Source organism: Sulfitobacter sp. 1A13353 (assembly GCF_043557255.1).
GTDB lineage: Bacteria > Pseudomonadota > Alphaproteobacteria > Rhodobacterales > Rhodobacteraceae > Sulfitobacter > Sulfitobacter faviae.
In genome coordinates this window covers 55034-72589 of the sequence record NZ_JBIFFS010000005.1, presented here as the reverse complement: position 1 = coordinate 72589, position 17556 = coordinate 55034, and the positions used below count along the sequence as shown (strand labels likewise).

Genomic DNA, 17556 nt, shown 5'->3' with positions numbered 1-17556 from the left:
ACGGGGATTCGGGCCCCTGCGGGACAACCTAGCGCCGCGATGCCACCGCTTCCATAGCGCGGCGCAACTCCTGCACCAAAGTGGCGGCCATCGACCGATAGACCATCAACAAAAAGCCGGTATCGGTGCGGGTGATCGCGGCGGGCATGTCGCGCAAGGGGCTGCGCAGGGTCTGACCGGAGTTGAAGGCCGCCGCGCGCAGGTCCACCGGGGCCAGTCGCGCCAGTACATCTTCGGCCCCCGGCCCCTGCAACTCCGCCACTGCCCATCCGTCCGAGACATCGACAAGGGCTGCATGTTTCGCGAGCGCCTCATCCGGTACGGGCCCGACAAGCAGCGCCTCTTCCCGGCCAAACCACAAGCATTGGACATCGCCCTTGGCGGTGCTCTGAAGCGGATCCGGCAGGGCAACCCCATGAGCCGTCTCCAGCGCCTTGGTGAGGCCAGCCCGATCAAACACGCCCAGCACGGTCAACTGGCCCAGATCGCGGGCCGTCATCGTCATCTCACCGATGTGCAGCGGGAGCAGATCGCCGAACGGTGTTTGCGCTTTCAATTCAACCACGGGTCCGCCCTCCTTCAGGGTCCACAAAGACCGGGGCGCAGATCTCTACCTCCGCCTCGATTTCGCGCAGATGGTCGACCATGCGCATCACCTCCCCATGCCGGGCGCGGCCCCGGGTGACAAAGCCCAGCCCGATAAAAGTGCCGATATCCGGCGAAAAGCCGACCGAGGTTGTATGCCCCTGCGCATTCTCGCGGCTGGCCTCGGCCCCGGCCTCGAACAGAAACGCCCCTGCCGTGAGTTGTTTCACCGCGCCGACGGGCCGCAGCCCGACCAGTTGCGCACGGTTTGGGTCGCGCAGGCCGGGGCGTTCGGACATGGTCTTGCCGATACAGTCCTTGGCATCCGACAGCATCCTCCCCATGCCGATATCCTCTGCCGTGGCGCGGCCGTCGATCTCTGCGTGGGTGATATGGCCCTTTTCCAACCGCAGCACGTTCAGCGCCTCCATCCCATAGGCGCCGCCCTCCAGCGCCTCGGCCCGCGCGACCAGCAGGTCGAACAGCGCCGCGCCATAGCGCGCGGGCACGGCGATCTCATAGGCATGTTCGCCCGAGAAGGAGATGCGGAACAGCCGCGCCGCGACCCCGCCGAGCCGCACATCGCCGCAGGCCATAAAGGGGAAGCTGTCATTGTCGATCGGCTGCGCCAGCAGCCCGTTCAGCAATTCACGAGACTTCGGCCCCGCCACGGCGAATTGCGCCCATTGTTCGGTGACCGAAGACAGATGCACCTGCCATTCGGGGTGCAGGCATTGCGTGATGAATTCCAAATGGCGCATCACCTCACCGGCAGCGCCGGTGGTGGTGGTCATCAGGTAATGCGTCTCACCCAAACGCGCGCAGGTGCCATCGTCCATCACGAAACCGTCTTCGCGCAGCATCAGACCATAGCGCACCTTACCGACCTTCAAGCTGTTGAACTTGTTCGTATAAACCAGATCGAGCAGCTTGGCCGCATCCGGCCCCTGAATGTCGATCTTGCCTAGGGTCGAGACATCGCAGATGCCCACCGTCTTGCGGACAAAGCCGACCTCGCGGTCGCAGGATTGACGCCAGTTGCGCTCCTGCCCGCGCGGGAAATAGCTGGGGCGATACCATAGCCCCGCCTCCACCATCGGGGCGTTCATGGCAAGGCTGGCCGCGTGGCTGGTGGTCAGCCGTTCGGGCGCAAAGCCCTTGCCCTGCCCACCCGCGCCCATCGCTGCAATCGCAACCGGGGTATAGGGCGGGCGGAAGGTGGTCGTGCCCGTCTCGGCAATGCCGCGCCCGGTGGCATCTGCCAGCACCGCCAGCGCCGCCACGTTGGAGTTCTTGCCCTGATCGGGGGCCATGCCTTGGGTCGTGTAGCGCTTCATATGCTCGACCGAGCGGAAGCTCTCTGCCGCCGCCTGCTGCACATCCTTCACGCAGACATCGTTCTGGAAATCCAGCCACGCCCGGCCCTTGCCCGGCACCGCCCAAAGCGAGGCAAGGCGGTAGGGCGCGTCATCGGCCTGCGGCAGATCGATGGGCTCTGGCTTGCGGCCCAAAGCCGCCAACGCGTCCCCTGCCGCTGCCACACCCGCCGCAAGGCAGCCGTGGGTCGAGAAGCTGCCGTTACAGGCTCCCGCCACATGCATCCCCGGCACCGCGCCGGGGGTGGGCACAAAAGCATGGATCTCCGGCGACCATGTCGGTCGCCCGTTCATATGACACGTAAGATGCAGCGATGGGTTCCAACCGCCCGACATTGCCAGACAATCGGCCTGTATCTTATGCACGCCCCCGGCGGTGCGGATCGACACCGCCTCCAACTCCTTGCCGCCCGAGGTGTTGCAGACCACCGCCCCGCTTAGCACCGGAAAATCCGCGCCCTCGCGGCTGACGCCCTCGCGACTGTCGATCAGCGCGGCCACATGCACACCTGCTGCCGCCAGATCGTGCGCGGTGCGGTGGGCGTCGTCGTTATTGCCAAAAACCGCGACCTGCTTGCCCGGGGCCACGCCCCAGCGGTTGAGATAGGCGCGCACCGCGCCTGCGGTCATGATGCCCGGGCGGTCGTTGTTGGCGAAGGCGACCGGGCGCTCCAAAGCACCTGCCGCGAGGATGGATTGCTTGGCTGCGATGCGCCAGAAACACTCAAGCGGCGCGCCCTCGCCCCGCCGCGCGCGGTGTTGGTTGACCCGTTCGAGCGCGCCGAACATCCCGCCGTCATAGGCGCCGGTCACCGTCGTGCGGGGCATCAGCCGCACATTGTCCATCGCCGCGAGTTCCGCGACCACGCCCGCCGCCCATGCATGGCCCGGCTCACAATCGACACGCTCGTTCTCGGCATTCAGCCGCCCGCCCATCAGCGCATCTTCGTCGGCAAGGATCACATCCGCCCCCGCCCGCGCCGCCACCAGCGCCGCCATCAGACCCGTCGGGCCTGCACCGATCACCAAGAGATCGCAAAAGGCATAGGCTTTCTCATAGGCGTCCGCGTTGGGCTGGCCGCTCAGCCGCCCCAGACCCGCCGCGCGGCGGATCACCGGCTCATAGACGCGCTTCCAAAAATTGCGCGGCCACATGAAGGTCTTGTAGTAGAACCCCGCCCCGAGGAACGGCGACGCCAGATCGTTCACCGCCATGAGATCAAAATCAAGGCTCGGCCAAGCGTTCTGGCTGCGCACCGCCAGCCCTTCGTAAATCTCCTGCGTCGTGGCGCGGACGTTGGGATCCGAGGCGGGGCCGACGCCGGTGGTCACCAGCGCGTTCGGCTCTTCGCTGCCTGCGCTCAGCACCCCGCGCGGGCGGTGGTATTTGAACGACCGCCCCATCAGCCGCTGCCCATTCGCCAGCATGGCCGAGGCGACCGTATCGCCCGCAAACCCGCCATAGCGCCGCCCGTCGAAGGTAAAGCTGACCGGCGTCTCCCGGTCGATCAATCCGCGCCCTGCAATCCTCATGCCATGGCCCTTTTCACATCCGATGCCAATTCCACGGCCCGTACCGCATGGGTCACCGTATCGCGGGTGACGACGAGCCACGCGCCGCAGGCGGTCTCATGCTGCCACAGGTCGCGGGTCTCTCCCGCCGGGTTGTCGCGCAGATGCAGATAGGCGTCCCAGTCATCATCCGAGGCATCGGGCGCAGGCCGGGCCAAGGCGATGGCATCGCCGCGATAATAGAACTCCCGCCGATCCCGGCTGCCGCAGATGGGGCATTCGATCCGCATATTGGCCCTCCCTCAGTGCAAGTTGTGCTGAGACCCGGTGGCCTCTTCATCCAACAGGCCTTCGCCCGAACGGAACCGGTCGAGCCTGAAGCCCGCCGCCGTCTCATGGGGCTGCCCGGTGGCCATCAGATGCGCCAGCGCATAGCCCGAGGCAGGCACCGCCTTGAAGCCGCCGTAGCACCAGCCGCAATCGACGAACAAACCGTCGGTCTCGGTCTTGTCGATGATCGGGCTGCCATCGGGCGTCATGTCCATGATCCCACCCCAAGAGCGCAGCACGGGGGCCTTGCCGATCATCGGCATCAGGGTCATCCCCGCCTCCATCACATGTTCCATCATCGGCAGATTGCCGCGCTGCGCGTAGGAGGCATAGAAATCCAGATCGCCGCCAAAGACCAACCCGCCCTTGTCGGACTGGCTGATATAGAAATGCCCCATGCCAAAGCTGATCACATGGTGGATCGCAGGCTTTAACCCTTCGGAGACGAAGGCCTGCAGAACATGGCTCTCGATCGGCAGGCGCATCCCGGCCATCGCCGCCACCTGCCCCGAGCGCCCTGCCGTGACGATCGCCACCTTCTTGGCCCGGATCGCACCGCGCGTGGTCTGCACGCCGCGCACGCGGCCGTTCTCGATGTCGATGCCGGTGACTTCGCATTGTTGGATCAGATCGACACCGCGCTGGTCCGCGCCGCGGGCATAGCCCCACGCCACCGCATCATGGCGCGCGGTGCCGCCGCGTCGGTGCAGCAACCCGCCGTGGATCGGAAAGCGCCCGTTGTCGTAATCCAGATAGGGCAGCAGTTTGCGCAGACCCTCGCGGTCAAGCAGTTCCGCATCGTCGCCTTGGTTGATCATCGCATTGCCGCGCCGGGCCGAAGCATCGCGCTGCGCGTCGGAGTGGAACAGGGTGATCACGCCGCGCTGGCTGAACATCACGTTGTAGTTCAACTCCTCCGACAGCCCCTCCCAGAGTTTCAGCGAATGGCTGTAGAACTCGGAATTGCCGGGCAGAAAGTAATTGCCGCGCACCACGGTCGTGTTGCGCCCGACGTTGCCCCCGCCAAGGTAGCCTTTTTCAAGCACCGCGATATTCGTCATGCCGTGGTTCTTGGCGAGGTAATAGGCCGTGCTCAACCCATGCCCGCCGCCGCCGATGATCACCGCGTCATATTCCGCCTGCGGCTCTGGATCGCGCCATTGCGCCGTCCAACCCCGATTGCCGGTCAAGCCTTCGCGCAACACCCGCAGTCCTGAAAATCGCATCATTCGCCTCCCCCGGTCTTGGCGCAGTCAAGCAACTTGGGGCGCAAGTATCAATGACCGAAAATGCCTCTCGCCCCCATCCCGGCCCCAGACGGCAAAAAGGGGCGCAGGACGCCCCTTTTTCGATCACTTGCGAGAGGGTTACGCCCCTTCAAAGCCCCTTGGCGTGATAGCTCGCCGCGACCTTTTCGATCGAGACGAGATAGGCCGCCGTGCGCAGGTCATCGACATCGTCGCGGCTGTGCCAGACATGGGCCATCGCCTCATAGGCCGTGCGCATCGTGTCATCGAGACCGGAGCGGACCAGTTCCAACTCCCCCGCACCGCGCAGGTACTTCTCTTTGAAGTCGGGGCTCAGCGTCCAGCCGAGGTCCTTATCCGCGCTCAGCCGCTCAAGCTCATCCACCACCAGTTGGTGACGCGATTCCTCGGCGCGGCGCTGCATGCGGCCAAAGCGGATGTGGCTGAGGTTCTTGACCCACTCGAAGTAAGAGACCGTCACACCGCCTGCGTTGGCATACATATCAGGCACGATCACCGTGCCCTTCTTGCGCAGCACCTCATCCGCCCCGGCGGTCACCGGACCGTTCGCGGCCTCGATGATCAGGGGCGCCTTGATACGTTCGGCATTGGTGAGGTTGATCACCCCCTCAAGTGCGGCGGGGATCAGGATATCGCAATCCGCTTCCAAAAACTTGGCGCCATCCTCTTCGAACTTCGCATCGGCATAGCCTTTGATCGTGCCGTGCTTTTCGATCCACTTGTGCACGGCTTCAACGTTCAGCCCGTCTTCGCTGTGCAGCGCACCGTCGCGTTCGATGATCGCGGTGATCTTCGCGCCATCCTCTTCGCTGAGGAACTTGGCGGCGTGATAGCCCACGTTGCCGAGACCCTGAATGATGACCCGCTTGCCGTCGAGCTTGCCGGAAAGGCCCGCTTTCTTCAGCCCCTCGGGATCGCGGAAGAAGGCTTGCAGCGCATATTGCACACCCCGGCCTGTCGCCTCGGTCCGGCCTTGGATGCCGCCCGCGTTGATCGGCTTGCCGGTGACACAGGCCACACCGTTGATGTCGGTGGTATTCATGCGTTTGTACTGGTCCGCGATCCAAGCCATCTCACGTTCGCCGGTGCCCATATCGGGGGCGGGCACGTTCTGCGCGGGGTGGATCATGTCGCGCTTGATCAGCTCATAGGCGAAACGCCGGGTGATCAGTTCAAGCTCATGTTCATCGTAGTCGCGCGGATCGATGCAGAGCCCGCCCTTGGAGCCGCCAAAGGGCGCCTCCACCAGCGCGCATTTATAGGTCATCAGCGCGGCCAGCGCTTCGACCTCGTTCTGGTTCACGGCCATGGAATAGCGGATACCGCCCTTCACAGGCTCCATATGTTCAGAATGGACCGAACGGTAGCCGGTGAACGTATGCATCCGGCCCCGCAGACGCACGCCGAAACGCACCGTGTAGGTGGCGTTGCAAACGCGGATTTTCTCTTCGAGACCGGGCGGCAAATCCATCAGCGCGACCGCGCGATTGAACATCAGATCCACACTGTCGCGGAAACTCGGCTCATTGGCTGGATTCATCGGTCTCTCCTCTTCTTGTCCGGTCGCGGTCCCTTTGTTTGCGGGCGCGACTCATCTGGCTGCCCTAGGGGCCTGCAGTCGCACCGTAGGACGCCTCATGGCGGGGCGCGACCCAATTCCTCGCGATTTGCGAAACTTTATCAACTGTGGGTAGGGGCGGCCCGCGCCACCCTCCCCGCCCGGTGGAAATCGGTCAAAACGCCCCCGAAAACCGGCCCCAAGCGCCGCCTATTGCCCCAGACGCGCCAAACTCTGGACACTTTCCCGCAGCACAACAGAAACAAGGCAAATGCCGCCCATTCCCTTTGGTGCCCGCAGGACGCCACCGGAAAAGAGGTTGATGACGATGCGCGATACATCTCACAGATCAGACAGCTCCCTGCGGCCCCTGCCCGCGTTTCTCCAGCGCTTCGCACGCGAGGAAGACGGGTTGGTCACGCTGTTCGCCATCATGATGATCCTGTTGATGATCCTCATGGGCGGCATCGGCGTGGACCTGATGCGCCATGAACGCGAACGCGCAAGGGTGCAAGCCGTGGCCGACCGCGCCGTGCTGGCGGCGGCGGACCTCGACCAGACGCTCAGCCCCGAGGCCGTGGCCCGCGATTATTTCGACAAGACGGGGCTGGCCGAATATGTATCCAGCGTGACGGTCGACGAAGGGCTGAACTACCGCCGTGTCACCGTCGATGCCTCGCGCACGCTCAACACGATGTTCATGAGTAAATTCGGCCAAGACCGGCTGCATGTCCCTGCCAAATCCACGGCGGAGGAAAAGGTGAACAAGGTCGAGATTTCCATGGTGCTCGATATCTCCGGCTCCATGCGGGAGAACGGCAAGATGGCCAACCTCCATGACGCGAGCGACGCCTTCATCGACACCGTGCTGAAGCCCGAGAACGCGGACCTGATCTCAATCTCCGTCGTGCCCTATACCGCGCAGGTCAACGTCGGGAAGAACATCATGGATGAGTTGAACATCACCCAGCTGCATTCCTTCTCCCATTGCGTTGATTTCGACGACAGCGAGTTTGACCTCACCGCCATCAGCCAGACCCGCAGCTATGAGCATATGCAGCACTTCGAGGCGGGCTATAGCTGGAACGGTTATCACCGCGACAACACCGGCCATTATGACAACATCTACAACCCCGGCTGCCCGAAGCAGGACTACGAAGAAGTCGCGCCCTATTCGCAGAACGCCGCCGCGCTGAAAGCCCGGATTTCCAATTTCCAGCCCCGCGCGAACACCGCCATTCATCTGGGCATGAAATGGGGCGTGGCGCTGCTCGACCCGTCCTTCCGCGCGATCAATCAAGCCATCGGTGGCGATGCGGCCTTCCAAGGGCGCCCGGCTGATTACGGCGATATCGACACGCTGAAAACGGTGATCCTGATGACCGATGGGGTGAACGTGACCACCCGCCGGATCAACCGCCAAGTCTACGCCAACCGGGACCACTACCGCCATTGGAGCGATTACCCCTTCTACTGGTGGCTGAACCGCAATGTCCGTTCAAGCGAGCGTCACCGCTGGTACTGGACGAAATACAGCGCATCGCAGGCCGACGCCCTGCTCGACAACATCTGCGACGCGGCCAAGGCCAAGGGCATCGTGATCTGGTCGATCGGCTTTGAAGTGACCGACCATGGTGCATCGGTGATGAAGAACTGTGCCTCCTCCGACAGCCATTTCTTCCGCGTCGAAGGGGTCGAGATCGTCAGCGCATTCGAGGCCATCGCCCGCCAGATCAACCAGTTGAGGCTGACGCAATGATACAGCGCTGCATCAAGGCATGGCGCCGGTTTCGCGGCGAGGAGGATGGCTCGGCCATGTTGATGGAGTTCGCCATCCTGTCGCCGCTGCTCTTCGGCTGCCTGCTCATGTCCGTCGAGATGAGCTTTTACGCCATCCGCCACATGTTCCTTGACCGGGGGCTCGACATGACGGTGCGCTACATCCGGCTGAACACCAATACCCCGATGACGCATCAGACCATCAAGGACAAAATCTGCGAGGCCGCGATCTTCTTGGATGACTGCGAAGAGACCCTGCGCCTTGAGATGATCCGCGTGGACCCGCGCAATTTCGCCAGCTTCGACCAGTCGCCCGATTGCGTCGACACTTCCGAAGACCCCAGACCGGTGCGCGGCTGGACCCTTGGGGTCGAACATCAGTTGATGCTGCTGCGCGCCTGCGCACGGTTTGAGCCCTTCTTTCCGACCACCGGCCTTGGCTATGCCCTTGAGAAAGACGGCGCGGGCCGTGTTTCCATGGTCTCGAGCGCGGCCTTCGTGCAGGAGCCGAATTGATGCGCGTTTTCCGCAATCTACTGGCCCGGTTCAAAGGGCGCGAGGACGGCTCCATCGCCGTCGAGACGGTGATCATGTTGCCGCTGATGTTCTGGGCCTATCTGGCCATGTATTCGACCTTTGACACCTTCCGGATGTACAACCTCAACCAGACGGCGGCCTATACCGTGGGCGATGCCATCTCGCGCGAGACGCAGGCGATTGACGCGGACTATCTCCAAGGGATGCAACAGCTTTTCGAGTATCTCACCCGCGGCACCGGACAAACGGCCCTTCGGGTCAGTTCGATCTGGTATGATCAGGCGAACGACCGCTACCACGCGGATTGGTCACAAGTGCGCGGAACGGTTCAGCCTTTGACCAGCGACGATGTGCGCGATTGGCATGACAAGCTGCCCGTTATGCCCGATAACGAACGCGTCACGCTGGTTGAGACATGGCGCGACTTCGAGCCGCTGTTCAAAACCGGGTTGGAGCGGCGCGACATTCACAACTTCGTCTTCACCCGCCCGCGCTATGCGCCGCGCACGGTCTGGTCGGACGGTTAAGCGGCCTCACGCTCGGCCAGTTTGGCGCGGATGATCTCGGCGATGAGCTTGGTTTCATTGGCTGGGGTCATACCGCCCACACCGATCCGGCGGCCAAGGCTCCACCACAGGCCCAAGCGCCAGCCCCGCGCCACGCGGCGGTTGGTCTTGAGCAGGAAACCGTTCGAGGGTTTGACCGCGAAAGCGCCCTGATCAATGCGCGCGATCTCGTCCATGCGGACGATCACCCGGCCATCGGCATCGCGCAGCGCCTCGTCGGTCAGTTCCACCGCGCTGGCGGTGGCGCGGCGCATCACCTCGGCAATCGCGATAAAACCAAGCCCCACCAGCACCAGAACGCTCTGCCAGACCGGATCGGGCGAGCGGGTCAGCGCGGAATAGATCAGCAGCAGCCCCAGCCCCGCCAGTGACAACAGGCCCACCGCCCGCCGCGCAAGTGACGCCTTGGCCGTGGCCAGCACGGTTTCCGCGCCGCTGTGCATCGTCTGAGAGGTGTCGATCATGGGCCGGGCTTTCTAAGGGGCAAGGGGCCGGTTAACGCCGCCCCCTGCCGGGGTCATTCGCCCTCGGCCTAGCCCGCCGTCCGGCAAAGGGCAAGACCGGGTACCGGCCCGCTCACCGTTCGGGTCTGCCGTCGCGTTTGCCTTTTTTGCGGGGCGGCCCCGCTTCCAGCCGCTGTTGCAGCTTGTCGGCATAGTCTTGGCGGGCGGCGGCATCCATCGCGCTGACCTCGGCCAACCAAGCGTCATGGGCGACTTGCTGAACACCCGCGGCGGCCTCGCCTTGCGCGGCGAGCACCGCGGCGGCCACGTCCGCCTGAAACGGCTCGGCCCGAAGCGCGGCAAGCATTTCGTCGTAAAGCGCGCGCCGCGCTTCCCGGTCGAGGTGATGCGCCTTACCGCTGGTGCGCATTTTGCCGTGCAACCCGCGTCGCGCTTCGGGCGGCAGCGCCTGCACATAGGGCGAGGCATAGCTGCGCAGCCCCGGCAAATCACCCCCGCCATGCGGCCCCGGCCCGCCGTGACGCCACATCGCCCCGCCAAGCGCGCCAAGGATCATCACGTTCAACGCCAGCGACAGGCCAAGGGCCACCCGCATGAGGCGCTTGCGCCGCGGTGTCGGATCCTGTGTCATCTCAACTTTCCTCCATGTCCCAACCAAATCCCCCGAATTCGCTGCCGGTGTCAGCCGCCGTGAGGTCCGAGGTCTCGGTCTCCCATGTGCCGGTCACGAATTGCCCGGCCAAATCCGGCATGCCCTCGGGCGGTGCCACTCCGACCCAAACTCCGACAGCCGCAGCAGTCGCAAGACCGCTCAGCCCCGCCGCACCGCCCAAGAGTTGCCAGAGCGCTTGATGCCACGGCTGGCGCAGCGCTTTGGGCATATGCGCTTCGGCATCAGCCAGAACGCGGGCCTGCAAATCGGCCGAGACCTGTGGCGGATTGGCCCGGGCCGCGGCAAAGAAATCTTCCAGATCGTCGACGTCACTCATTTTCAAACCCCAATGCGTCCCGTTGTGCCGACAGTTGCGCGGCCAATGCCCGTTTGCCCCGCGCGGTCAGGCTTTCCACCGCTTCGACCCCGATGCCCAGCACCTCTGCGATCTCGGGATTGGCCATACCGTCGATATGGCGCAACACCACCGCTTGCCGCTGGCGGTCGGACAAAGTGGCCAGCGCCTGTTGCAGCGCGTCCACACGGGCGGCCTGCTGCATCTGCTGCGCGGCACCGGGGGTCGGATCGGCAGGTTCCGCCACATCATCGAGCCCGGACACCCCCGCCCCCCGGCGGCGCAGACGGTCGGTGCAGAGGTTGGCCACGACACGGTAAAGCCAAGTGGTCACCTTGGCCTCGCCCCTGCGCCACTTCGGCGCTTGACGCCAGAGCCGCAGCATCGCCTCTTGGGCCACATCCTCGGCCTCGGCCCGGTCACCGAGCACCCGCAGCGCATGGCCGTGGAGGCGCGGCACCAGCCGCGCGGTCAGCAACCGCGCCGCCGCCGCATCGCCATTGGCATAGCGTTGCAACAACTCGGCATCCGCATCTTGCTGCGCGTTGGGCAAATCCTGCATCCCGTCCATGGCTAAGGTCCGGGCGCGCCATGATTAAGCGCGCCCGAGGCTTCATTTAGTCGCGCTGCGGTTTGTCATGGTCCATTTTGTCACCCTTATGGTGCCGCTTGCCATGCATTTTTTTCGCCGCTTCAAACTCTTCGGCGCTGACGCTGCCGTTGCCGTCTTTGTCCAGACGCTCGAACATCTTGGCCGGATCGTGGCGCTGCGTCATCTCTTCCATTGAGAGTTTGCCATCGTCATTGGCGTCCATACGCTCGATCATGCGGGCGCCCTTGTCACCGCCCTTATGACCGTGCTTGCCGCCCTCTTTGCCGCCGCGCTTGCCACCGTGTTTATCGCCCATGGCTTCCAATTCGGAAGCGTCGAGGCTGCCGTTGCCGTCGGTGTCGAAACGCTCAACCATCTTGGCGGCGCGATCGGCGCGGCGCGCATCGCCTGCGGCCTTCAGCTCTTCGCCGGTCACGAAACCGTCGCCATCGGCATCAACCTTGGCAAAACGCGCCTCGGCATGGGCCTGAAACTCTGCCTGCGTGATCGCACCGTTGCCATCTGCGTCAAGCTGCTGGAACCGGTCCTGCCCGCTTTGCTGGGCGGTGGCGGCCACGGCACCCACGGCCAACAATCCGCTGAGGGCTGCGATCTTCATATTGGTACGAATGGTCATCTTGATACTCCTCGTTTTTTTAAAGATCGTCTCACGCTTTTGCGCCGCGATCACAGGGTCAAACGGCGGAGCCAGAAACTTCCGTCGCAGGTTTTCAAACTTTTTTTCGAAAAATTTGGCAAAGCCCCCCTGCGCGACATGGCGCCGCAACGGCAACCTCCGGTCTTTTCATTTCACGCCCCAGACTGCATCTATCCCTCAACCAGAGGATCGCCCCCATGTCACAGACCCAGCAATTGTCCCCCGACACCGCAGAGACCGATGCCAGCGAAGAGCGGCCCCGCCTGCCTGCCATGCTGCGCGGTTGGCGTGGCAAATGCCCCTCCTGCGGGGGCGGAGAGCTGCTGCATGGCTATCTGAAAGTGAACGACGACTGCGCGGTTTGCCGTCAGGAGTTCCACCACCACCGCGCCGATGACGGCCCGGCCTATCTGACCATTCTGCTGGTCGGTCACCTTTTGGCACCGGGGCTGCACATCGCCTATGTGGTCTGGCGGCCCGAACCTCTGACCCTGTTCACCATTTTTGCGGTTGGCTGCACGGCGCTGTCGCTTTACCTTCTGCCCAGACTGAAGGGGGCCATGATCGGCTTTCAATGGGCCAAAAGGATGGGCGGCTTCGGCCGGTCAAACTAAGGCGGCCCGCCCTTCGGCCCCTGACTGCCGGAGCATCGCCGCATGACCATCGACAAGACCAAAATCCGCAACGCCGCCACGGTGATCGTGCTGCGCGACCGCCATGAGACCCCGCATATCCTGATGGGGCAACGCGGGGCCAAGGCGGCCTTCATGCCGAATAAATTCGTCTTTCCCGGCGGGGCGGTGGACGCGGGCGATGCCGATGTGCCCCTTGCCGCCCCGGTGAACGCGCTTTGCCATGGCAGGCTTTGTGATGATGCCGAACCGTCGCTCGCCCATGCCATCGCCGTTGCCGCCATTCGTGAGCTTTGGGAAGAGACCGGTTTGGTGCTGGGCCGCAAGGGCGCATGGCAGGGGGATGTGCCGCCCGACTGGCAGAGCTTTGCAGCCACGGGCCATTTGCCCGATGCCTCCGCCCTGCAATTCGTGTTTCGCGCCCTGACACCGCCGGGCCGCCCGCGCCGTTTCGACGCGCGTTTCTTTCTGGTGGATGCCGACGACATCGCCAGCGACCCCGATGATTTTGACGCCGCCTGTGATGAGCTGTCACATCTGCAATGGGTGCCGCTGAGCCGGGCGCGGTCTTTCGACATGCCCTTCATCACCGAGGTCGTATTGGCCGAGGTCGCCGCCCGCGCGCGTGACACCAGCCCGCCTGCCTCGGTCCCGTTTTTCAAGAACAACGACGAAGAAAGCCTGTTCCTGCGTTTGCATGGCCGCCCGATGACGGGCTAGGTCACCAAAACCAGCATCAGGATCGAGACCGCCAGCACCGCCATGCCCGCCCACTCCCGGCGCGAAATCCGCTCGCGAAAGAACAGGGTCGTGGCCGCGATGCTCAGCATCAGTTCTACCTGCCCCAAGGCCTTCACATAGGCCGCGTTTTGCAGGGTGAAGGCGATGAACCAACAGAGCGACCCGCCCATCGAAGTCAGCCCGATCCAGACCGCCACCCGCCGCGCGGCCCAGACCCGGCGTATCTGCCCCGGTTCGCGCAGGCGCAGCCAAAGGGCCATGATCAGCGTCTGCATCAGCACCACCGCCGCCAGCGTCACGCCCGCACGCAACAGCGGATCGCCCGAGGCCACGGCGAGCGAAGCGCCGCGATAACAGACCGCCGAGATCGCGAAGAGAAAACCCGAGGCGATGCCCAGCCCCGCCGCACGGTTGCGCAGATCGCTAAGGCGCAGCCCCCGCGCCTCGGCCCCGCCGGACAGCAACAGCAGCCCCAGCACGCCAAGGGCGATGGCCGCAAAGCCCGCGCCCGAAACACCCTCGCCCAGCACGATCCAGGCCATCAGCACGGTCTGGATCACCTCGGTCTTCTTGAAAGTGATGCCCACCGCGAAATTGCGCTGCTTGAATAATAGCACCACGCAGACCGTCGCCATGATCTGCGCCGTGCCGCCCATCGCCCCATACAGCCAGAACCCCGCCTCAAGCGGCGGCACCCCCTGCCCGCTCAGCGCCAGATAGAGCGGCAGCAACAGCGCCACGAAGGGCGCGGAATAGAGAAACCGCGAAAAGGTCGCCCCGCCTGCCGAAAGCGTATCGGTCGCCAGATGCTTTTGAAGCATGAAGCGCCCGGTCTGGAAGACGGCGGCAGCAAGGGTGACGAGGATCCACAGATCGGGGGCGAAAGCACTGTCCATAACAGCCTATAGGCCGAAGGCGGGCGGCAGGGCCAGTGCCACGCGGCCTAGGGTCTCATTTGCAGGGCGCGGAGGTCATAGCCGTTGAAGGCCAAGATCTCCTGCGCGGCGGCGATCCGGTCCGCCCCGCCCGTCGCCTGACGGTCAAGGATCCAGCCATATCCGCCATCGGGGCTGCCGATGACCGCGGTGCGGAACCCTTCGTCGACCCAAAGCACCCAGAAAGGCCGCTCGGCCCCGCCGACGGCGGCGCGCATGGTGTAGCGGCCCGGCCCCTGCGCGCTCAGTGCCCAAAGGGTGCGGGTGTTGCGGCATCCGGCGCTGTCGCAGATCTGGCGCTGTTCGATCAAGGTCGGCCCTTGCGGCGCGAAGGTCACGGCTTGCAGGTCGGCGTCACCGGGGAATGCCGCCCGGACCTGCCAGTCGCCGCCAAAGCGCGCCGCGTCATAGCGGCTGGTGGCCCCGATCAAGGCCCCCGCATTGCGAAACCCGGTCTTCGCGGGCGGTGCCTCGCCGCCGCTACACGCCGCGAGGGCGCCCAACAGCAGCAACATGCCCCCCCGCCGCGCCAAATGCATCCCAAGGCGGCCCATCAATAGGGCATCGGATGGGCTTTATGCGCCGCGTCGAGGTCGGCCATCACCTCATCGCTCAAGGTCAGCTCCGCCCCGCCAAGCGCCACGTCAAGCTGCTCAAGGCTGGTCGCGCCAAAGATGACAGAGCCCATGAAGGGCCGTGTCGCACACCATGCCAGCGCCATCTGCACCGGGTCGAGCCCATGTTTCTCGGCCACGTCAAGATAGGCCGCGACCGCCTCAAAGGCGCGGGGGGTGACCCGACCGCCCAGATCTTCGTTCAGCGACAGACGCGACCCGGCGGGGACCTTCCCGCCCTGATATTTCCCGGTCAGCAACCCCGCGGCCAGCGGAGAGAAGGCCAGCATGTCAATCTGCTCATTGATGCAGGTCTCGGACACATCGGAATCGGCCAGTCGGCACATCAGCGAATATTCGTTCTGCACCGAGATCGGGCGCGGCCCGCCCACACGTTCGGCCACGGCGGCCCATTGGGTCAGCCCCCAAGCGCTTTCGTTGCTCAGGCCAAAGGCGCGGATCGTCCCGCGTTCGACCTCAAGTTGCAGCGCGCCGAGCGTATCTTCCATATGCGCAATGGTCTCGGCCCGGTTCTGGCTCGACGGGTCGTAGTGCCAATTCTTGCGGAACATATAGCTGCCGCGGTTGGGCCAGTGGAATTGATAAAGGTCGATGTAATCTGTCTGCAAGCGCTTCAGCGAGCCTTCGATGGCGCCGGGGATCGTGTCCGAGGAAATCGGCGCGCCGTCGCGGGCGTGCTGCATCCCCTCGCCGGAGTGTTTGCTGGCCAGAACCACCTCGTCTCGCCGCTTGTCGCGGGCGAACCACTGGCCGATGATCTCTTCCGTCCGGCCAATCGTCTCGGCGCTGATCGGGTTCACGGGGTACATCTCGGCAGTGTCGATGAAGTTGATCCCGGCCTCCAGCGCGCGGTCGATCTGCGCATGGCCCTCCTCGGCGGTGTTCTGGGTGCCCCATGTCATGGAGCCCAAACAGAAATGCGAGACCTCGATATCGCTAGAGCCGAGCTTTTTCATCTTCATCTTTTGGTCCTCGCTTGTGATTTGCCCGCAACCTAGCCGCCTGCCCGGCCTTCGCAAGGGCAATTGGCCCGCGCCGATCCTAGCTCCCCGACAAAAGCGCGGCCCCGGTAGTTTTCGGCCTTCCGTTTGGGCAGCAATGGACGCAATCTGCGCCCATGCGTCTGCTCATATCCTTCGCCGCCCTGTTCTTCTCGGTCATTCTCCTGCAACTCTCCACCGGAGGTGTGGGGCCGATCGACGTGTTGTCGGGCGTGCAGCTTGGGTTCAGCCGACAGGAAATCGGTATGCTTGGCTCGGCGCATTTTCTGGGGTTCTTCATCGGCTGCTGGTGGGCGCCTCGGTTGATGGGCAGCGTCGGCCACAGCCGCGCCTTTGCCGCCTTCACCGCCGCCGGATCAATCGGCCTGATGGCGCATATGATGGTGGTGGACCCCTACGCATGGGGGCTGATGCGTGTCGCGTCAGGCATGTGCGTGGCGGGCTGCTACACGGTGATCGAAGCATGGATGCAGGCCAAGGTTACCAATGAGACCCGCGGGCGCACCATGGGCGTTTACCGGGTGGTCGACATGAGCGGCTCGCTTGCCGCGCAGTTGATCGTGGGCGTGCTCGCCCCGGCGTCTTACGTCTCTTACAACCTGCTGGCCATCGGCTGCTGTGCTGCCCTCTTGCCGCTGACGCTGACCAAGGTCCGCCCGCCCGAAACACCCAGCCAGCCACGGCTGCGCCCACGCCTCGCCTTTGACCGCTCGCCGCTGGCGGCGGCGGGGGTCATCGTGGCCGCCGTCTCAAGCGCATCTTTCCGCATGGTCGGGCCGATCTACGGCCAAGAAGTCGGCCTCAGCGCGCCGCAGATCGCGTGGTTCCTTGCCGCTTTCGTGCTGGGTGGCGCGCTCGCGCAATATCCCATGGGGATGCTGGCCGATAAGTTCGACCGCCGCTGGGTGCTGATCTGGCTCTCGGTCGCCGCGATGGGCGGCTGTGCGGTCACCGTGATGGGCGCGGGCTATGGCACGGCGGGGATCATGCTCTCGGCCGGGCTCTTCGGCGCCACGACCTTTCCAATCTATTCGGTCTCTGCCGCCCATGCCCATGACTTTGCCAGTTCCGACGAGCGGGTAGAGCTTTCCGCCGCCCTGATGTTCTTTTTCGCTCTGGGTGCCATCGGCGCGCCCTATCTCGCCTCGGTCCTGATCGACAATTTCGGCGCGGCGGCGCTATTCGCGATGATCGCGGCGGCGCATGGGGGGCTGGTGGTCTTTGGCCTTGCCCGGATGCGCGCGCGCCCCACCTTGGCCGAGCGGACGCCCTACGTCTACGCCCCACGGACCAGCTTTCTCATCGGGCGGCTCTTGGGCCGCGCGCGGGACCGCGACTGACCGGTCCCGTCTTTTGCTGGAACTGGCGCAGCCCTTGCGA

Annotated in this window: 19 protein-coding genes; 6 read left to right on the top strand and 13 right to left on the bottom strand. The window is 64.4% G+C overall.

Translation table 11 applies throughout. From position 1 onward, the window contains the following. Positions 1–28: 28 nt before the first annotated feature. The 5 genes from ACGYLO_RS13250 to ACGYLO_RS13230 form a co-directional block, all read right to left on the bottom strand. Entirely contained in the window at positions 29–565 is a 537-nt protein-coding gene (locus ACGYLO_RS13250; protein WP_271689576.1) for a sarcosine oxidase subunit gamma, read from the bottom strand. Then, a complete protein-coding gene (locus ACGYLO_RS13245; RefSeq protein ID WP_394376858.1) occupies positions 558–3494 on the bottom strand; it encodes a sarcosine oxidase subunit alpha family protein in 2937 nt (978 codons plus the stop codon). Before ACGYLO_RS13245 ends, ACGYLO_RS13250 begins: the two co-directional genes overlap by 8 nt. Further along, a complete protein-coding gene (locus tag ACGYLO_RS13240; protein WP_271689574.1) occupies positions 3491–3763 on the bottom strand; it encodes a sarcosine oxidase subunit delta in 273 nt (90 codons plus the stop codon). The genes ACGYLO_RS13245 and ACGYLO_RS13240 overlap by 4 nt, the downstream gene beginning before the upstream one ends. 12 nt (positions 3764–3775) lie before the next feature. Beyond that, positions 3776–5029: a sarcosine oxidase subunit beta family protein gene (locus tag ACGYLO_RS13235; RefSeq protein WP_271689573.1), complete on the bottom strand. Its 1254-nt coding sequence runs from the start codon at positions 5027–5029 to the stop codon at positions 3776–3778. A 151-nt stretch (positions 5030–5180) separates the two neighbouring features. After that, entirely contained in the window at positions 5181–6611 is a 1431-nt protein-coding gene (locus tag ACGYLO_RS13230) for a Glu/Leu/Phe/Val dehydrogenase (RefSeq protein WP_168612392.1), read from the bottom strand. 346 nt (positions 6612–6957) lie between these two features. Between ACGYLO_RS13230 and ACGYLO_RS13225 the strand changes: the two genes are divergently transcribed. From ACGYLO_RS13225 to ACGYLO_RS13215, 3 genes are read left to right on the top strand one after another with little or no spacing between them, the layout of a single operon-like run. Beyond that, entirely contained in the window at positions 6958–8388 is a 1431-nt protein-coding gene (locus ACGYLO_RS13225) for a pilus assembly protein TadG-related protein (protein ID WP_394376857.1), read from the top strand. After that, positions 8385–8924, top strand: a complete 540-nt coding sequence (locus tag ACGYLO_RS13220; RefSeq protein ID WP_394376856.1) for a TadE/TadG family type IV pilus assembly protein — start codon at positions 8385–8387, stop codon at positions 8922–8924. Before ACGYLO_RS13225 ends, ACGYLO_RS13220 begins: the two co-directional genes overlap by 4 nt. After that, positions 8924–9472: a TadE/TadG family type IV pilus assembly protein gene (locus ACGYLO_RS13215; protein WP_271689569.1), complete on the top strand. Its 549-nt coding sequence runs from the start codon at positions 8924–8926 to the stop codon at positions 9470–9472. The genes ACGYLO_RS13220 and ACGYLO_RS13215 overlap by 1 nt, the downstream gene beginning before the upstream one ends. On the opposite strand, the gene ACGYLO_RS13210 is transcribed toward ACGYLO_RS13215, so the two are convergent. From ACGYLO_RS13210 to ACGYLO_RS13190, 5 genes are all read right to left on the bottom strand, one after another. Then, positions 9469–9975, bottom strand: coding sequence for a hypothetical protein (locus ACGYLO_RS13210; protein ID WP_271689568.1), 507 nt, complete (start codon positions 9973–9975; stop codon positions 9469–9471). The genes ACGYLO_RS13215 and ACGYLO_RS13210 overlap by 4 nt on opposite strands. Positions 9976–10087: 112 nt before the next feature. Next, positions 10088–10606, bottom strand: coding sequence for a periplasmic heavy metal sensor (locus tag ACGYLO_RS13205; protein WP_271689567.1), 519 nt, complete (start codon positions 10604–10606; stop codon positions 10088–10090). Between the two features lies 1 nt (position 10607). Further along, positions 10608–10964 (bottom strand): hypothetical protein, encoded by a 357-nt coding sequence (locus ACGYLO_RS13200; RefSeq protein ID WP_271689566.1) that lies wholly within the window; start codon positions 10962–10964, stop codon positions 10608–10610. Further along, entirely contained in the window at positions 10957–11553 is a 597-nt protein-coding gene (locus tag ACGYLO_RS13195) for an RNA polymerase sigma factor (protein ID WP_271689565.1), read from the bottom strand. The genes ACGYLO_RS13200 and ACGYLO_RS13195 overlap by 8 nt, the downstream gene beginning before the upstream one ends. Positions 11554–11599: 46 nt before the next feature. Then, a complete protein-coding gene (locus ACGYLO_RS13190) occupies positions 11600–12211 on the bottom strand; it encodes a calcium sensor EFh (RefSeq protein ID WP_271689563.1) in 612 nt (203 codons plus the stop codon). Between the two features lie 218 nt (positions 12212–12429). Here ACGYLO_RS13190 and ACGYLO_RS13185 point away from each other — a divergent pair, with 218 nt between their 5' ends. Both ACGYLO_RS13185 and ACGYLO_RS13180 read left to right on the top strand, forming a co-directional pair. Continuing rightward, positions 12430–12846, top strand: a complete 417-nt coding sequence (locus ACGYLO_RS13185) for a DUF983 domain-containing protein (RefSeq protein ID WP_247744700.1) — start codon at positions 12430–12432, stop codon at positions 12844–12846. 42 nt (positions 12847–12888) lie between these two features. Beyond that, complete coding sequence (locus ACGYLO_RS13180; protein ID WP_067264743.1) at positions 12889–13584, top strand: NUDIX hydrolase; 696 nt, start codon at positions 12889–12891, stop codon at positions 13582–13584. Here the strand turns inward: ACGYLO_RS13180 and ACGYLO_RS13175 are convergent. The 3 genes from ACGYLO_RS13175 to ACGYLO_RS13165 are packed head-to-tail and all read right to left on the bottom strand — an operon-like array spanning position 13581 to position 16137. Beyond that, on the bottom strand, positions 13581–14501 hold the full coding sequence (locus ACGYLO_RS13175; protein WP_271689559.1) for a DMT family transporter: 921 nt from the start codon (positions 14499–14501) through the stop codon (positions 13581–13583). The two genes, ACGYLO_RS13180 and ACGYLO_RS13175, sit on opposite strands and share 4 nt — an antisense overlap. 47 nt (positions 14502–14548) lie before the next feature. Continuing rightward, positions 14549–15055: a lipocalin family protein gene (locus tag ACGYLO_RS13170; RefSeq protein WP_271689558.1), complete on the bottom strand. Its 507-nt coding sequence runs from the start codon at positions 15053–15055 to the stop codon at positions 14549–14551. A gap of 38 nt (positions 15056–15093) precedes the next feature. Beyond that, on the bottom strand, positions 15094–16137 hold the full coding sequence (locus ACGYLO_RS13165; RefSeq protein WP_276154442.1) for an aldo/keto reductase: 1044 nt from the start codon (positions 16135–16137) through the stop codon (positions 15094–15096). A gap of 155 nt (positions 16138–16292) precedes the next feature. Between ACGYLO_RS13165 and ACGYLO_RS13160 the strand changes: the two genes are divergently transcribed. Then, positions 16293–17516 carry an MFS transporter gene (locus tag ACGYLO_RS13160; RefSeq protein WP_271689556.1) on the top strand — a complete coding sequence of 408 codons (1224 nt, stop codon included), beginning with the start codon at positions 16293–16295 and terminating at the stop codon, positions 17514–17516. Positions 17517–17556: the final 40 nt, after the last annotated feature.

Excerpts from the sequence above, each read along its gene's own strand:
- ACGYLO_RS13190 (WP_271689563.1), bottom strand. The coding sequence starts at position 12,211 with ATGACCATTCGTACCAATATGAAGATCGCAGCCCTCAGCGGATTGTTG.
- ACGYLO_RS13230 (WP_168612392.1), bottom strand. The coding sequence starts at position 6,611 with ATGAATCCAGCCAATGAGCCGAGTTTCCGCGACAGTGTGGATCTGATG.
- ACGYLO_RS13235 (WP_271689573.1), bottom strand. The coding sequence starts at position 5,029 with ATGCGATTTTCAGGACTGCGGGTGTTGCGCGAAGGCTTGACCGGCAAT.
- ACGYLO_RS13160 (WP_271689556.1), top strand. The coding sequence starts at position 16,293 with ATGCGTCTGCTCATATCCTTCGCCGCCCTGTTCTTCTCGGTCATTCTC.
- ACGYLO_RS13225 (WP_394376857.1), top strand. The coding sequence starts at position 6,958 with ATGCGCGATACATCTCACAGATCAGACAGCTCCCTGCGGCCCCTGCCC.
- ACGYLO_RS13210 (WP_271689568.1), bottom strand. The coding sequence starts at position 9,975 with ATGATCGACACCTCTCAGACGATGCACAGCGGCGCGGAAACCGTGCTG.
- ACGYLO_RS13205 (WP_271689567.1), bottom strand. The coding sequence starts at position 10,606 with ATGACACAGGATCCGACACCGCGGCGCAAGCGCCTCATGCGGGTGGCC.
- ACGYLO_RS13170 (WP_271689558.1), bottom strand. The coding sequence starts at position 15,055 with ATGTTGCTGCTGTTGGGCGCCCTCGCGGCGTGTAGCGGCGGCGAGGCA.
- ACGYLO_RS13175 (WP_271689559.1), bottom strand. The coding sequence starts at position 14,501 with ATGGACAGTGCTTTCGCCCCCGATCTGTGGATCCTCGTCACCCTTGCT.
- ACGYLO_RS13245 (WP_394376858.1), bottom strand. The coding sequence starts at position 3,494 with ATGAGGATTGCAGGGCGCGGATTGATCGACCGGGAGACGCCGGTCAGC.
- ACGYLO_RS13200 (WP_271689566.1), bottom strand. The coding sequence starts at position 10,964 with ATGAGTGACGTCGACGATCTGGAAGATTTCTTTGCCGCGGCCCGGGCC.
- ACGYLO_RS13240 (WP_271689574.1), bottom strand. The coding sequence starts at position 3,763 with ATGCGGATCGAATGCCCCATCTGCGGCAGCCGGGATCGGCGGGAGTTC.
- ACGYLO_RS13185 (WP_247744700.1), top strand. The coding sequence starts at position 12,430 with ATGTCACAGACCCAGCAATTGTCCCCCGACACCGCAGAGACCGATGCC.
- ACGYLO_RS13195 (WP_271689565.1), bottom strand. The coding sequence starts at position 11,553 with ATGGACGGGATGCAGGATTTGCCCAACGCGCAGCAAGATGCGGATGCC.
- ACGYLO_RS13215 (WP_271689569.1), top strand. The coding sequence starts at position 8,924 with ATGCGCGTTTTCCGCAATCTACTGGCCCGGTTCAAAGGGCGCGAGGAC.
- ACGYLO_RS13165 (WP_276154442.1), bottom strand. The coding sequence starts at position 16,137 with ATGAAGATGAAAAAGCTCGGCTCTAGCGATATCGAGGTCTCGCATTTC.
- ACGYLO_RS13180 (WP_067264743.1), top strand. The coding sequence starts at position 12,889 with ATGACCATCGACAAGACCAAAATCCGCAACGCCGCCACGGTGATCGTG.
- ACGYLO_RS13220 (WP_394376856.1), top strand. The coding sequence starts at position 8,385 with ATGATACAGCGCTGCATCAAGGCATGGCGCCGGTTTCGCGGCGAGGAG.